This window comes from Leucobacter weissii (assembly GCF_017565745.1).
GTDB lineage: Bacteria > Actinomycetota > Actinomycetes > Actinomycetales > Microbacteriaceae > Leucobacter > Leucobacter weissii.
This window is the reverse complement of the sequence record NZ_JAGDYM010000015.1, coordinates 47,475-61,444: the sequence shown is the minus strand read 5'-3', so window position 1 is coordinate 61,444 and position 13,970 is coordinate 47,475. Positions and strand designations below refer to the sequence as shown.

Genomic DNA, 13,970 nt, shown 5'->3' with positions numbered 1-13,970 from the left:
ATTCATCCTATGCGGCATGGAGTGCGGCTCGGCATCGACGTCGGGAAGGCGCGGATCGGCGTGGCCCGCTGCGACCCTCACGGCCTGCTCGCCACGCCGCTCGAGACCGTGCCGCGCGCGCGCGGCACGGACCGCGGCGATCTCCGGCGCATCCTGGAACTGGTCGGGGAGCACGCGGCGTTCGAGGCGGTGGTCGGCCTGCCGTTCGGGTTGAGCGGCCACCGCACTCCCTCGACCGAGGACGCGGAGCTCTTCGCTCAGCGGCTGCTGACCGCGGCGCGGGCCGAGGCGGGCTCGGGGCGCGCGGCATTGGAGGTGCGGCTGGTGGACGAGCGCCTGTCGACCGTGTCCGCGCAGCAGGGCTTGCGCGATGCCGGACGCAGCACGAAGAAGAGTCGTAACGTGATCGATCAGGCCGCGGCTGTGGTGATCCTGCAGCACGCGCTCGACCTCGAGCGGGGCCGCGGCGTGCCGCCGGGCACCGTGATCGGGGCGGATGAGGCCGAGGACCGACGGAGAGGGACGGCATGATGGCTCGACACGCCGCAGTGGGCGCAAACCGTGAGGATCGGAGGGCCAGGCGCCGGAGGAACGGGAGGCGCTGGATCATCGCTCTCGCCGTCACGGTCGTGTTGCTCGGCGGTCTGGGAGCGGTCGCGGCGGTGTTCTGGTCCGAGTACGGCGCGCGCATCTCCCAGGCCGCCGGATGGGTCTCGAACGATTACGAGGGCGAGGGGCACGGCGAGGCCTTCATCACGATCACCGCGGGGGAGATCGGCGAGGATGTGGCCGCGGCGCTGGCCGAGGCGGATGTGGTGAAGACCCAGCAGGTCTTCTACGAACTGCTGCTCCAGCAGGATCCTCAGGTCGAGTTCCTCCCGGGCCAGTACCAGCTGAGACTGCAGATGAGCGCCCAGGCCGCGCTCGACGCGCTGCAGGATCCGGAGAATCGGAGAGAGCTCACGGCGGTCATCCCCGAGGGGAGGACGGTCGATCAGGCGCTCGAGATCGTCGCGGCCGGAGCGGACATCCCGCTCGAGGAGCTGCAGAAGGCCGCCGAGGACCCCCAGGAGTTCGGCCTTCCGAAGAGCGTTTCCTCCCTGGAGGGATGGCTGTATCCGGCGACCTACGAGTTCGACGCCGACACCACGGCGGAGGAGGCGATCGGGATGATGGTGGAGTATCAGCTCGCCCTGCTCGACGAGCTCGGCGTTGAGAAGAAGGACCGGGAGCGCGTGCTCACCGTCGCCTCGATCGTGGAGCGGGAGGCCGGCCGAGCGGAGGACTTCGGCAAGGTCGCCCGGGTGATCGAGAATCGACTCGACACCGGCATGCTGCTGCAGATGGATTCCACGGTGCAATACGGCTATCAGCAGCACGACGACGGCAGCGTCTGGTCGAGCGACGACGCCCTGAAGGACGACAACCCCTGGAACACCTACCTCCGCGCGGGGCTTCCGGCCGGTCCGGTGGCGAACCCGGGCCGTGCCGCGATCGAGGCCGCGCTGAGCCCCGATGAGGGGGACTGGCTCTTCTTCGTCGCGGTGAACCTCGAGACCGGTGAGTCCGTCTTCACGACGAACGAGAACGATCACTACGCGGCTGTGGAGCAGTTGCAGCAGTGGTGCACCGCCAATCCGGGGAACGGATGCTGACACCGATGCCGGGCGACGACCCTTCGCCTGCGCTCGAGGGCGTCGCTCCGCGGCTCGCCGTGCTGGGCTCGCCGATCTCGCATTCCCGCTCTCCGGTCATCCACCACGCGGCGTACCGCCGGCTCGAGTTGCCCTGGCGCTACGACGCCGTCGAGCTGGAGGCGCCGTCTCTGGAGGGCTTCCTCGCGGAACGCGGGCCGGAGTGGCGGGGGTTCTCGCTGACGATGCCGCTGAAGGAGGAGGCCCGGCGTCTCGCCGCGGTGCTGGATCCGGTGGCGACGGAGAGCCGGGTGGTCAATACGATGCTGCGGCTCGCAGGCGGGCGCTGGGCCGGATTCAACACCGACGTCGGCGGCCTGGCCGCGGCGATCGAGGAGGCGGGGCTCGACGCGGCCTCCACGGTGGTGATCGGATCCGGCGCGACCGCGGTCTCGGCGATCCTCGCCGCACGGCGACTGGGGGCGCTGCAGGTGGAGGTCGTGGCCCGCAACCTCTCCGCGATCGACGATCTCGTGGCCCGCTTCGACGGAACCGTCGAAGCGGGAGGCTCGGCTCCGCTGCGCGTGCGCGGCGCCCCGTTGCCGCACCTCGCAGAGGCTTCGCGCCCGGCCGGGGGGTGCGAGCCGACGCTGGTGCTCTCGACGCTCCCCGGGCCCGCGGGGCGTGAGCTGGAACTGCCGGTCTCGTCTGCGGGGCGTTCGCTGACCTCCGTGCCGCTCTTCGATGTCGCCTACGATCCGTGGCCCTCGCCCCTCGCGCTGCGCTGGCGCGACGCCGGGAGCGTGGCCCACGCGGGCGTCGGCATGCTGCTGCATCAGGCGCTGCTCCAGGTGAGGATCTTCGTCGGCGGCGATCCTTCGTCGGTGCTCCCGGATGAGCGGGAGCTGTTCGCGGCCATGCGCGTTGCCGCGGGTGTGGGAGAATAGCGGGTATGCTCGCGCGCTGGGTTCTGGCGCGAAGCCCGTTGCGGGCTTCGCCGCGACACCGGTGCAGAGGCCGTCTCGGCCTGTGAATGTGTTCTGCATAAGAGAGGTTTCGCTATGCTCCGCTGGTTGACCGCCGGGGAATCCCACGGTCCCGAACTCATCGCCGTACTCGAGGGGCTGCCCGCAGGGGTGCCGCTGTCGCTCGACAGCGTGCGCGAGGATCTCGCGCGCCGCAAGCTGGGCTACGGGCGCGGCTCGCGGATGAAGTTCGAGCAGGACGAGCTGCACTTCTCCGGGGGCGTCGTACAGGGGCGCAGCATCGGCGGCCCGGTGGCGATCCGGATCGGCAACACCGAGTGGCCGAAGTGGGTCGAGGTGATGAGCGCCGAGCCGACCGAGCTGAGCGATCGCTCCCGCGGCCGGGGCGCTCCGCTCACGCGGCCCAGGCCCGGCCATGCCGACCTGACCGGCATGCAGAAGTACGGCTTCGACGAGGCGAGGCCCGTGCTCGAGCGGGCCAGCGCGCGCGAGACGGCCGCGCGCGTCGCCCTCGGAGCCGTCGCGAGAGCCTTCCTCGCCGAGCTCGGCATCCGGCTCGTCAGCCACACGGTCGCCCTCGGCACGGTGCGCGTTCCCGCGGAGTCGCCGCTGCCGCGCCCCGAGGACGTCGCTGCTCTCGACGCGGATCCGCTGCGCTGCTTCGACTCCGCCGCGAGCGCGCGCATGGTGGTGGAGGTGGACGACACCAAGAAGTCCGGAGACACCATCGGCGGCATCGTCGAGGTGCTGGCCTACGGGCTCCCGCCGGGCCTGGGCTCCTACGTGCACTGGGATCGGCGCCTGGACTCGCGGATCGCCGGCGCCCTGATGGGGATTCAGGCGATCAAGGCGGTCGAGTTCGGCGACGGCTTCGAGACGACGAGGCGCCGGGGTTCGGCCGCGCACGACGAGCTCCACGTGCGCGACGACCGGATCGTCCGGGACACCGATCGCGCGGGCGGCGTCGAGGGCGGGATGAGCACGGGGCAGGTGCTCCGCGTCCGTGCCGGGATGAAGCCCATCGCCACCGTCCCCAACGCGCTGCCGACCGTGGACGTCGTCACCGGCGCTGAGACGAAGGCGCATCACCAGCGCAGCGACGTCTCCGCGGTTCCCGCGGCGGGCGTGGTCGCCGAGGCGATGACCGCGCTCGTGCTGGCGGATGCCGTGACGGAGAAGTTCGGAGGAGACAGCGTCGCCGAGACCGCGCGGAACCTCACCGCCTACCTGGATGCCATCCCGGACACCCTGACGACCGCTGTCGAGTCGTGATGGATCCGGACGGCGAGCCGGCTGCGGATCGGCGTCCGGTCCCCGGTCCGCCCAAGCAGCCACTGACTCAGCCCGTGCCACTGCCCCGGAACCGCTCGGAGGAGCGGATCGAGGGCGGGGGCGCGTCGCATCGGCGCAGACGCCGGCGCCGGAGGCGGATCCCGGAGACCGCGGTCGTCCTCGTCGGGCCGATGGCCGCGGGCAAGACGAGCCTCGGGCGGCGACTGGCGAAGGATCTCGGCATCCCCTTCGTGGACACGGACGCCGTGTTCGTGCGCGACCACGGCGCGATCGCGGAGTTCTTCGCCGCGCACGGCGAGGCGGAGTTCCGGAGGATCGAGGCGGAGATCGTCGCCGCCGAGCTGGCGCGACCCGGCAGCCGGATCGTGGCGCTCGGCGGCGGAGCGGTACTCGCGGCATCGACGCGAGCAGCGCTGCGCGCGCATCCGGTCGTGCTCCTCATGACGACCCAGGAGGCGGTGCTGCGCACGGCGAATCTGGCCCGGCGTCCGCTGCTGCGGGACGATCCCGACGCCTGGGGCCGTATCCTCGAAGAGCGCCGTCCCCTGTACGAGGAGGTGGCGGACGTGACATTCCGCACCGATCGCACGACGAAGGATCAGTTGGCGCGTCGGGTGTCGGGTTGGATACGCGGTCAGGCCAGGCGTTCCGGGGGACCGGGCGGGGCGGCATGACCGGCGCGGGAGTCGCAGGAGACACGACACGGGAGCGAGCGGCGATATGACTCAGCAGGACGGAACGGCGATCGGCATCGAGGTGACCGGCGACGGCGCTTACTCGATCAGTGTGGGCCGTGATCTGCTCGGCGGCGTCGCGGAGACGCTGGGCGAACGGGTCAACAAGGTGCTGATCGTGCACACCTCGACGGTGGGGCGCCTCGCCGAGGAGCTGCGCACCGAGCTGCAGCGGGACTTCGCCCAGGTGCTTCTCGCCGAAGTGCCGGATGCGGAGTCGGCGAAGCGGGTGGAGGTGGCCGCGTTCTGCTGGAAGCTCCTCGGGCAGGCCGATTTCACGCGCAGCGACGCCATCATCGGCCTCGGCGGGGGAGCCGTCACGGATCTCGCAGGCTTCGTCGCCGCGACCTGGCTGCGGGGGGTGAGGCTGCTGCAGATCCCCACCACCGTGCTCGGGATGGTCGATGCCGCCGTCGGCGGCAAGACGGGCATCAACACCGCGGAGGGGAAGAACCTGGTGGGCGCCTTCTACGCCCCCCACGCGGTGATCTGCGACACCGGGCTTCTCGAGACGCTGGCGCGGAACGAGATCCTCGCCGGCTTCGCGGAGGTCGCGAAGTACGGCTTCATCGCGGAACCGGAGATCCTCGAAACCATCGAGCGCGACGTCGACCGCGCCACCGATCCGACGACTCCGGAGTTCCTGCGGCTGATCGAGCTCTCCATCGCTGTGAAGGCCCGCGTGGTGAGCGAGGACTTCCGCGAGGGCGGGCTGCGCGAGATCCTGAACTACGGGCACACGCTCGGCCATGCGATCGAGCACGCCGAACGCTACCAGTGGCGTCACGGCGTCGCGGTCTCGATCGGCATGGTCTACGCCGCGGAGCTCGGCCGGATGGCCGGGCAGCTTCCCGACGCGGTCGTGGATCGGCACCGCTCGGTGCTCGGCGCGCTGGGGCTGCCGCTCTCGTACCCCGCGGGGCGCTGGCCCGGCCTGCTCGCGACGATGCAGCGCGACAAGAAGGCGCGGGCGGGGATGCTTCGCTTCATCGTGCTCGACGACATCGCGAAGCCCCGCGTGCTAGCCGGTGTCGACGAGAGCGTGCTGCAGTTCGCCTACCAGGAGATCGCCGCGTAGCACACGATGATGCGGAATCGTGACCGTTCGTTCGCTCCGGGTTCATCTCTGCCGACCGAATCGGTGATTCGCTGTCTGTAGCGTGCATCAGTGCCCACACGAGTGGAATGACGCCTGAGAGAAACGAGGGAATCATGAGCCGGACCGCGCGAAGAGGCGTGCTTGCGTTAGTCGCGATCGTGAGTGTGCTGGGGATCGCGGTCTGGCCGGTGATCGCCGCCCTGGACGACGCGCAGGGCGAGACGGTCCCCAGCACCCCTGCTCCGGTCCCCGCCGGGGACGTTCCGAAGAGCGAGCAGGATCTCGATCGGGCGGTGCAGTCCACGTACGACGAGAGCAGCGACTACCTGCGATCCGTCGGCGAGGAGGATCAGCTGTTCAGCACCGGGTACGGCTCGCCGGAAGCCGTGATCGTGACCGCCTCCGAATTGTCCCCGGCGATCCGGAGCGAACTCGAACGCATCGCCGAGCGAAACGGAGTCGCCCTGCGGCTGGAGGTCTCTGGGATCACCCTGAGCGAGTATCTCCCGATCCCGCCGGAGATCGCCCAGGCTTCCGCGAAGACCGACCATCCGATCCAGTCGGTCGGTTTCGGTGCCGATGGGTTGACGATCGAGGTGAACGTCGAAGAGTCCGTGAGCGACCGTGAGGCGAACCTCGAGCATCAGCGCCGGTTCGAACGCGCCCTGGACGGCACGAACCTGAGAGTCGAGGTGGTGACCGTCGAGGCCGAACCCGACGACTACAGGGACGACAGGTGAGACGATCGGTCCCCGCACCGGGAAGGCGGGGCAAACGAATACCGGGTCGGCGGTGCCTGGGCGCGCAGATGCACGGGTGGAGCGGCGCGTCCTCGGAACAGGGCGGGCGACGCGGCAGCACGATCCCGTAGAGCCGGCTCTTCCGGGCTCTGCGCGTCCGGAGGGGTCGGTAGGATCAGCGCGCCAAGGCGACTCGCGCGCAACTCCGGTGCTCTCAGCTGCAGCGCGACGAGCGAGCGCACGAGCGCGACGAGCGACGGGGCACGGCGCCACGGATCCGCTCCGGCCGCGCGGCTCGCCGCGGCCTCGATGCGGGAGATCGCCGGGAGGAGATCGTCGTCCCAGCGATCCTCGGCGGAGAGCCAGGCCAGCAGGTCAGTGATGGTCCAATCCGGGGATATTGGCTCAGTAAAAGGCCAATCTGATGGGAAATCTCGGGTCATTGGATCAGAATGGCTCGGTATGACGGAGACAGAAAGAGCCAATGCTCGTCTGGTGGACCACCGATCGGCCACCGTCTCCCCGCTGCTGCTCGTCACCCGGCTCGGCCGCTGGGCGCAGGGCGAGGGAACGCTGGCCGAGCGCCTGGCGCACGGCATTGCCTCCCTCGTGCGGTCCGGTGAGCTCCGCGCCGGCGATCGACTGCCCGCCGAGCGCGCGCTCGCTGCGGCCGTCTCCGTGTCCCGCGGCACCGTCGTGGCGGCGTACGGGATACTGAGTGAGAACGGCGTGGTCGAGCGCAGGCAGGGGAGCGGCACCGTCGTCGCCGGGACCCTGCTGCGCCTGAGCGGATCCGGCACCGCGCACCGCGGCGAAGCGCTCTTCTCCGCACTGCCGTCCTCGATCGACCTGCTGCGCAGTGTGCCGCAGATGCCCGACCTCGCCGTCGGGATCGTGCGAGCGCACGATCCCGAGCCCGACCTCGTGCTGCTCTCCGAGACGGATCCTGCGGGCCTGCCGGTGCTCCGCGAGCGCATCGCGCGGCGTTTCGCGGCGGAGGGCACACCGACCACGCTCGAGCAGATCCTCGTCACGCACGGCGCCCAGTCGGCCTTCCACCTGCTCGTCGGCGAGGTCGTGTCGCCCGGCGACGTCGTCCTCACCGAGGAGGTGACCTGGCCCGGCTTCTCGGATGCGGTCCGCCGCCGAGGCGGCATCCTGCAGGGGATACCGATGGGCCCCGACGGCATCGATGTGATGATGCTCGAGGAGGCGATGGCGCGGCTGCGGCCGGTGCTCGTCGCAATCAACCCGCACCATCACAACCCCACCGGGCTGCGGCTCCCGTCATCCGATCGACTGCGGATCGCGGAGCTCGCGGCGGAGTACGGGGTTCCGGTGCTCGAGGACCGGGTGCTGGCTCCGATCTCCTTCGACGGCGTCGTGCCGCCGACGCTCGCCGCGCTGCGGCCGGACGCCCCGATCCTCGTCACCGACTCGGTGTCGAAATGGGCCTGGTCCGGGCTGCGGATCGGCTGGCTGCGAGCCGATCCGGTGCTCGTGCGACGTCTGCGGGGCGCCCGCCAGATCGTCGACATGTTCACGAGCGTTCCCGCGCAGCTGCTCGCACTCGACTTCCTCGACCGGGCCGACGAATTGCGCAGGGAGGTCAGCGAGCGGCACGCCGGCAGGCTGGAGCTGCTCCGCGGACTGCTCGCCGAGCACCTTCCCGAGTGGGAGTACCGGCCGCCGCGGGGCGGGCTGTCGCTGTGGGCGCGACTGCCGAGCGGATCCGCGGAGGAGGTGATCGCTCGGGCGGCCATGCGCGGCGTCGCGGTGGCGGGAAGCGACGCCTTCGCGGCCACGGCCTCGAACGACGACCACATCAGGCTCCCGTTCACCGCTCCCGACTCGTCGCTCGAGGAGGGACTGCGCCGCCTCGGCGAGGCCTGGCGCGAGCTCGGCTGAGTAATCCCGTTCCGGTGCGGCCCGCTCAGAGGGCGAAACCCTGCCCGCGCAGGATCAGGCCGAGCACCCGGCGATCCTCGCGGTGCATCACGCCCTCCACGAAGCGCCGGAGCGCGAGGTCGAGATCCACGGCGCCGGCGGATCCCGCGACCTTGCGCAGCACGGCGACCAGCGTGCGGGGCGCGAGTACGGACTCCTCGAGCCCCGGCCGGCCGTCGATCTCGCGCTCGGTCGACACGTAGGCGTCGAAGCCCTCGCCCTGCTCCCCGGCGAACACCTGCTGGCTGATGAAGGCCGCACGCGCCACCCGTTCGACGGCCTCGACGGGCAGGGACCGCGGCAGCTCGCCGCGCCGATCGCAGACGGAGGCCGCGGCGAGCAGGGCATTCTCGGCGGGGAAGGCGTCGAAGGCCAGCCCGGAGTCCGGGTAGTGCACGCGGTAGATGTTCGCACCGAAGCGGTTGACGAGCTCCGCGCTCAATCGCTCCAGACCCAGATAGCGGTGCGGGGTCTGCTCGTTGGCGGTGGCGAGGATGGCGAAGCCCTCCGCGATCGTCACGACGCGCCCCGCGTTCTCCTGCACGGCGAAGCGGTCGCCCGGACGCAGTTGCAGGATGCGATTCAGGCGCTTCAGGAACTCGGGCGGCATGGCGTTCACCTCGTCGAGGATCAGCGGTCGCCCCTCCGACATGGCTCGCAGCAGCGGCCCCGGGACGAAGGCGCTGACGGTTGCGCCCATCTCCGCCCTGAGCTCGTGCGCGCCGACCAGCTGCGAGCTCGTCACGTCGCCGTAGCCCGACACCAGCTCGGGCTCGGCGCCCATCAGACGCTCGGAGAGGTGCTGGGCGAGCGCGGTCTTGCCGCCGCCGGTCTCGCCGAGCAGGAGCAGCGGTTCTCCGCGGCGCAGCGCCGGCGCCGACTCGGCGATGATGGCGCGCATCTGCTCGGTGAGCAGCACGCCCTCGGCCAGCTGCGCACGCGCACGGCGCAGGCGCATCCGGGCCACCGCGTCGAGCACCGCGTCGCGGCGGTCGGTCGAGTCGATCCTCGACTCCCACGTGCTCGCCCCGGTGCCGCTGCGCGTGCCCGCCTCCGCGGCGGCGATGCCCGCTCTCGCAACAGTCAGAAGCTCCGCCTCCGCCGGGCTCGGGTCCCGGCCGGACGCAGCGATGTCGGACGCGAGCCGCTCGGCCCGCGAGCGCAGGGCCTCCCTGCGCTGATCGTCCCCGTGCACGGCGACGGCGATCCGCAGTTGGCGCGCCCGCTCGTCGAGCGCATCCCGGATCGCGCCGCGACTGCGCTCGTCATCGAGGATGGACGAGAGGCGCCGGTGCAGACCGGCGAGCCCCAGCAGGTTCGTGCTCAGACGCTCCGGGGCGGTGCGAGCCAGGTCCTCGAGCTCGTCCGGCCGTTTCGCGCCCATCCCCGCCAGATCGATCCGGCTCAGAGACGGATCGCCTGAGACGTCGGAGAGGATGGCGCGTCGGGTGCTGCGGAGCGCGTCGGCGAGCTCTCTCGCTTCGAGGAGGACGGGATCGGCGTCGGCGGGCAGCATGTCGTCACGCTACCACTCGGGCTCGTCGAGATGGCATAGGGTACGGGCATGGCGACCGACAGCGGACGGAGGGCGGACGATCCGCTCCTGCGGGCGCGATTGGCGGCCGTCGGACGCCTGCTCGCGGTGCCGATCGCGGTCGACGACGGCGAGGAGTGGACGGTCGAGGGCTCCGCGGCGGAGGGGCCCGGTCTCCTCCGCGTCGGTCTGGGGTTCTACCGGGTCAGAGGGTTCGGCGCGGATGAGGCGGAGGCGCTGGCGCTGCTCGAGCTGTGGGGCACGGCCAAGACGGCGCGAACGGCGCCCGAGCGCATGCGGCGCCGGATGGTCCTCGCCGGGCGGCGCCCCGAGCTGGAACCGCTGCTCGCGGCGATCGACCGTCTACAGGCCTCGGGAGAACTGCTCGCAGCCATGCCGGCGTTCCGGGGTGCGCTGAGCGCCGCGACCCTGCGCAGCCTGCCGGAAGAACCGCGAGGGCTCCCCAAGCACCTGCAGTTCGTCGCCGCGCTGCTGCAGCGCGTGCTCGCACCGGGAGCGGGGATCGACACGGACGACGCGGTGCGCGCCGAACTCGGCCGCATCGACCGGCTGGGCGATCCCGGCGCCGACCCGCTGCGGAGGATCAGCGCCCCGGACCGGTCGCGCAGCCAGCTGCTGCGCCTGGAGCGCGCGCTCGCGCTGCTGCTCGCCCCCTACGAGCGACTGCTCGCGCGGGACGCGAGCGCGCGAGGCCTGACGGACCGCGGCGAGCTCTCCGGGCCGGGGGATCCTGCGTCGCACGCGTTCGGAGCGAGCGGGGGACCGGGGGATCCGGACGCGCTCGCGGAGGCCGCGACGGGGGAGCACGCCGGCGACGCCCCCGCGGACCCGGACGACGGTGCGGGCGCCCGCCCCGGGGAACGGCGCGAGACCTCGGAGGGCGCCGATCTCTTCGCCGCCGAGCGCGCCGGGTTCGTGGAGACGGTGATCGCGACCCCCATGCCCGCGCACGGCTCGCTCGCCTCCGCGCTGCTTCCGGACGTGCTTCCCGACCTCGCGGACGAGGGACTCGCCGATTCGGGGAGGCGCGGGGATCCGGCCGGCGGTGCGGTCGTGCGCACGGTTGCCCCGGCCGACTACCGGAGACGCCTCGAACGGCGCCGCGCCGCGATCGAGGAGGTGCGGCGCCTCTGGTGGCGCATCGTCTCGGAGCGCCTGGTGCGCCGCCCCGCGAACGGTCGGCGGGCCGAGCCGGAGGGGGATCTTCTCGACGGGGAGGCGCTGGCGCGGATCGTCGCCGAGACCCGGGCCGGAGTGCGCCGGCCCGGAGCGTTCAGGCGCCGGGAGCACCGCCCCAGGAGGCGGAGCGCCCCGGGGCGGACGGACTACGTCTTCCTGATCGACCGGTCGGCCTCGATGACGGGAGCGGCCGCGGAGGCCGCCGCAGACGCGGCCCTCGTGATGCTGGAGGCGCTGGCCGGAGCGCAGCGCGATATCGCCGAGGCCGAACGGATATCCGGGCTCGACCTCGAACTCGGCATCCGCACCGCGCTCATCGTGTTCGATGCGGAGCCGCTCGTGGTGAAGCCGCTCTCGGCCGGCGTGGACGACGAGGCCAGACGGCGGCTGCTGGCGGAGATCCGCTCGCCCGGGGGCGCGACCAACGACGCGGCCGCCCTCGCCGCGGCCTGCTCCCAGCTCGCGACCGCGCCGACCGGCGACGAGCACCGCCGCATCGTATTCGTCGTCGGCGACGGCGGCAGCAACGATCCGGCCGCGGCCCGGAACGAACTGCGACGACTGCGGACGAGCGGCGTCGCCGTCATCGGGATCGGTCTCGGCAGCGACGAGTTCGCGCGCAGGTACGCGCCGAGCGGATTGCGCCTCGACGACCCGTCCGCGCTCGCGGACGTCCTCACGACGATCATCGAGCGCGAGCTCCCGGAGCTGATCGACGGTTCGTAGCCCGTCGACATCGGCATGCGCCGCGGTGTGAGAGGATCGACCGTATGCGAGATCTCCGGGTGGCGGGCGATGGCGAATGGATCGGGTTCAGCCGCGGACTCTTCCCGGATCTCGCCGAGCGGCTCGACCGCGCCCTCGGTGAGAACGCTCGTCGGGACGGCGCTCTCGCCGACGACGCACTCGCGGGTGACACGGTCCAGCCGGGACGAGCCTTCGACGATCGGCTCGATGCGGAGGTCGCCCGGCGGCACGAGCTCCGCGAGGCGATCACCGCGCTCGCGGACATCTCCGATCCCGCGGTGCGCGCCCGTTTCGAGGACGCCTTCGCCACGGCTCGATCGATCTTCGCCCCGATCGGCTGCGCGGTCCCGGAGCCGGAGAGCTTCCTCGCGGCGGGCATCGACCTCCGCTCCCTCGCCACCGCCGCCGCGCGCGACACGACGCTCGCCGTGGTCGTGGCGCCGCACGGGCTCGGGGCCGCGGCGTGGCTCTCGCTCTTCGACGGAGCCGCTCGAGACGATGCGAGCGCCGGTCGTCCCGGTCTCGTGCTGGCCGACGAGGTCCGCGCCGGCTTCGACGCTCTCGATCGACCTCCTCGGGCCGCGCCCGCGGCGAGCGTCCGCGATCGGCTGCACCCTTCGGCGGTCTGGACGCTGCGCCTGATCCCGGCGTCCGATGCGCCGCCGCTCATGGGGCTCGGTCATGCGCACGGCCCCCATGCGACGCTCAGCGAGATGCTGGTGCTCCAGCTCCGCCGGGCCGACGCCGGGTGCGGTCCGCTCGACGCGGAGACCTTCACCTGGGTCGCCGGAGAACTCGCCGGCGGCGCGCTGGCGGCCCGCGAGGTGTTCGACGAGTCGGAGCGCGCCGTCCGGATCAGCGCGCGAGGCGTGGGGAGTCAGGGCCCGCACCTCGGCGCCCGGCCGCCCGTCGGCTGAGGCCGCGCAGACGCACGCGGTACACTGTTGCGGCTAGGGTAGGTCAGGCGCGTCCTCGTCGTTACGAGACAGCCTCGAGACCTCATCGCTCATAGACACAACGGAGAACGCACCGCATGGCCACCTCGAACGACATCAAGAACGGCACCGTGATCAAGGAGAACGGTCAGTTGTGGAGCGTGGTCGAGTTCCAGCACGTCAAGCCGGGCAAGGGCGGAGCCTTCGTGCGCACGAAGCAGAAGAACGTCGTGTCGGGCAAGATCATCGACAAGACCTACAACGCGGGAGCCAAGATCGAGACCGCGCTGGTGGATCGCCGCGACTACCAGTACCTGTACCAGGACGGCGCCGACTACGTCTTCATGGATCAGAGCGACTACGATCAGCTCACGGTCTCCGGCACCATCGTCGGGGACGCCGCGCGGTTCATGCTCGAGAACCAGCAGGTGCAGATCGCCCTGCACGAGGGCGAGCCCCTCTATATCGAGCTCCCCGCGTCGGTCGTGCTCGAGGTCACCTACACCGAGCCGGGCCTGCAGGGCGACCGGTCGACCGGCGGAACGAAGCCGGCGAAGGTCGAGACGGGTGCGGAGATCCAGGTTCCGCTGTTCCTCGAGACGGGCACGAAGGTGAAGGTCGACACCCGCACGGGCGACTACCTCGGCCGCGTCAACGACTAGCAGCGCCCGAGATGAGTGCTCGCAGCAAGGCCCGGAAGCGGGCCCTCGACATGCTGTTCCAGGCCGACGTGCGCGCCGAGCCCCTCGAGCGGGTGGTCGAGGCCGAGGCCGCGCGCGCCGCGGGCGAACCCGACCGCCTGGCGTCGTGGATGTACGCGAGGGAGATCGTCGACGGCGTCGCGGACCACGCCGCCGAGATCGATGAGTTGATCGTCAGCTACGCACAGGGCTGGAGCCTCGCGCGCATGCCCAACGTGGACCGTGCGGTGCTGCGGATCGCGGCGTGGGAGATCCTGCACAACCCGGAGGTGCCGACCGCGGTCGCGATCGACGAGGCCGTCGAACTGGCGAAGGAGTACTCCACCGAGGACAGCTCCCGCTTCGTCAACGGCGTGCTCGGCAGGATCGGGGAGTACGCGAGCGCATAGCCCGTGCAGCCCACCTCGCCGACGATGACTG

At 71.5% G+C, this 13,970-nt stretch carries 13 protein-coding genes; 12 read left to right on the top strand and 1 reads right to left on the bottom strand.

Translation table 11 applies throughout. From position 1 onward, the window contains the following. Nucleotides 1-9 precede the first annotated feature (9 nt). From ruvX to J4H92_RS12995, 8 genes are all read left to right on the top strand, one after another. Nucleotides 10-531 carry a Holliday junction resolvase RuvX gene (gene ruvX / locus J4H92_RS13035; RefSeq protein WP_208098630.1) on the top strand — a complete coding sequence of 174 codons (522 nt, stop codon included), beginning with the start codon at nt 10-12 and terminating at the stop codon, nt 529-531. A 17-nt stretch (nt 532-548) separates the two neighbouring features. Further along, on the top strand, nt 549-1,655 hold the full coding sequence (gene mltG / locus J4H92_RS13030) for an endolytic transglycosylase MltG (protein ID WP_341783100.1): 1,107 nt from the start codon (nt 549-551) through the stop codon (nt 1,653-1,655). Between the two features lie 5 nt (nt 1,656-1,660). Next, nucleotides 1,661-2,581, top strand: coding sequence for a shikimate dehydrogenase family protein (locus J4H92_RS13025; protein WP_208098629.1), 921 nt, complete (start codon nt 1,661-1,663; stop codon nt 2,579-2,581). 114 nt (nt 2,582-2,695) lie between these two features. Further along, nucleotides 2,696-3,892, top strand: coding sequence for a chorismate synthase (gene aroC / locus J4H92_RS13015; protein ID WP_208098628.1), 1,197 nt, complete (start codon nt 2,696-2,698; stop codon nt 3,890-3,892). A gap of 74 nt (nt 3,893-3,966) precedes the next feature. After that, nucleotides 3,967-4,587: a shikimate kinase gene (locus J4H92_RS13010; protein WP_341783099.1), complete on the top strand. Its 621-nt coding sequence runs from the start codon at nt 3,967-3,969 to the stop codon at nt 4,585-4,587. Between the two features lie 46 nt (nt 4,588-4,633). Next, a complete protein-coding gene (aroB, locus tag J4H92_RS13005; protein ID WP_208098627.1) occupies nt 4,634-5,725 on the top strand; it encodes a 3-dehydroquinate synthase in 1,092 nt (363 codons plus the stop codon). Nucleotides 5,726-5,883: 158 nt separating this feature from the next. Then, a complete protein-coding gene (locus J4H92_RS13000; protein WP_208098626.1) occupies nt 5,884-6,486 on the top strand; it encodes a hypothetical protein in 603 nt (200 codons plus the stop codon). Nucleotides 6,487-6,948: 462 nt separating this feature from the next. Then, on the top strand, nt 6,949-8,394 hold the full coding sequence (locus J4H92_RS12995) for an aminotransferase-like domain-containing protein (protein WP_208098625.1): 1,446 nt from the start codon (nt 6,949-6,951) through the stop codon (nt 8,392-8,394). A 25-nt stretch (nt 8,395-8,419) separates the two neighbouring features. Here J4H92_RS12995 and J4H92_RS12990 read toward each other — a convergent pair whose 3' ends face one another. After that, nucleotides 8,420-9,949 (bottom strand): AAA family ATPase, encoded by a 1,530-nt coding sequence (locus J4H92_RS12990; protein WP_208098624.1) that lies wholly within the window; start codon nt 9,947-9,949, stop codon nt 8,420-8,422. Between the two features lie 48 nt (nt 9,950-9,997). On the opposite strand from J4H92_RS12990, the gene J4H92_RS12985 reads away from it, so the two are divergent. From J4H92_RS12985 to nusB, 4 genes are all read left to right on the top strand, one after another. Next, the gene (locus J4H92_RS12985) at nt 9,998-11,893 is read left to right on the top strand and encodes a vWA domain-containing protein (RefSeq protein WP_208098623.1); all 1,896 of its coding nucleotides are present in this window, start codon (nt 9,998-10,000) and stop codon (nt 11,891-11,893) included. Nucleotides 11,894-11,937: 44 nt separating this feature from the next. Next, the gene (locus tag J4H92_RS12980; RefSeq protein WP_208098622.1) at nt 11,938-12,831 is read left to right on the top strand and encodes a hypothetical protein; all 894 of its coding nucleotides are present in this window, start codon (nt 11,938-11,940) and stop codon (nt 12,829-12,831) included. A gap of 116 nt (nt 12,832-12,947) precedes the next feature. Further along, entirely contained in the window at nt 12,948-13,511 is a 564-nt protein-coding gene (efp, locus tag J4H92_RS12975; protein ID WP_208098621.1) for an elongation factor P, read from the top strand. A gap of 11 nt (nt 13,512-13,522) precedes the next feature. After that, nucleotides 13,523-13,939, top strand: coding sequence for a transcription antitermination factor NusB (nusB, locus tag J4H92_RS12970; protein ID WP_208098620.1), 417 nt, complete (start codon nt 13,523-13,525; stop codon nt 13,937-13,939). The last annotated feature ends 31 nt before the right edge of the window (nt 13,940-13,970 follow it).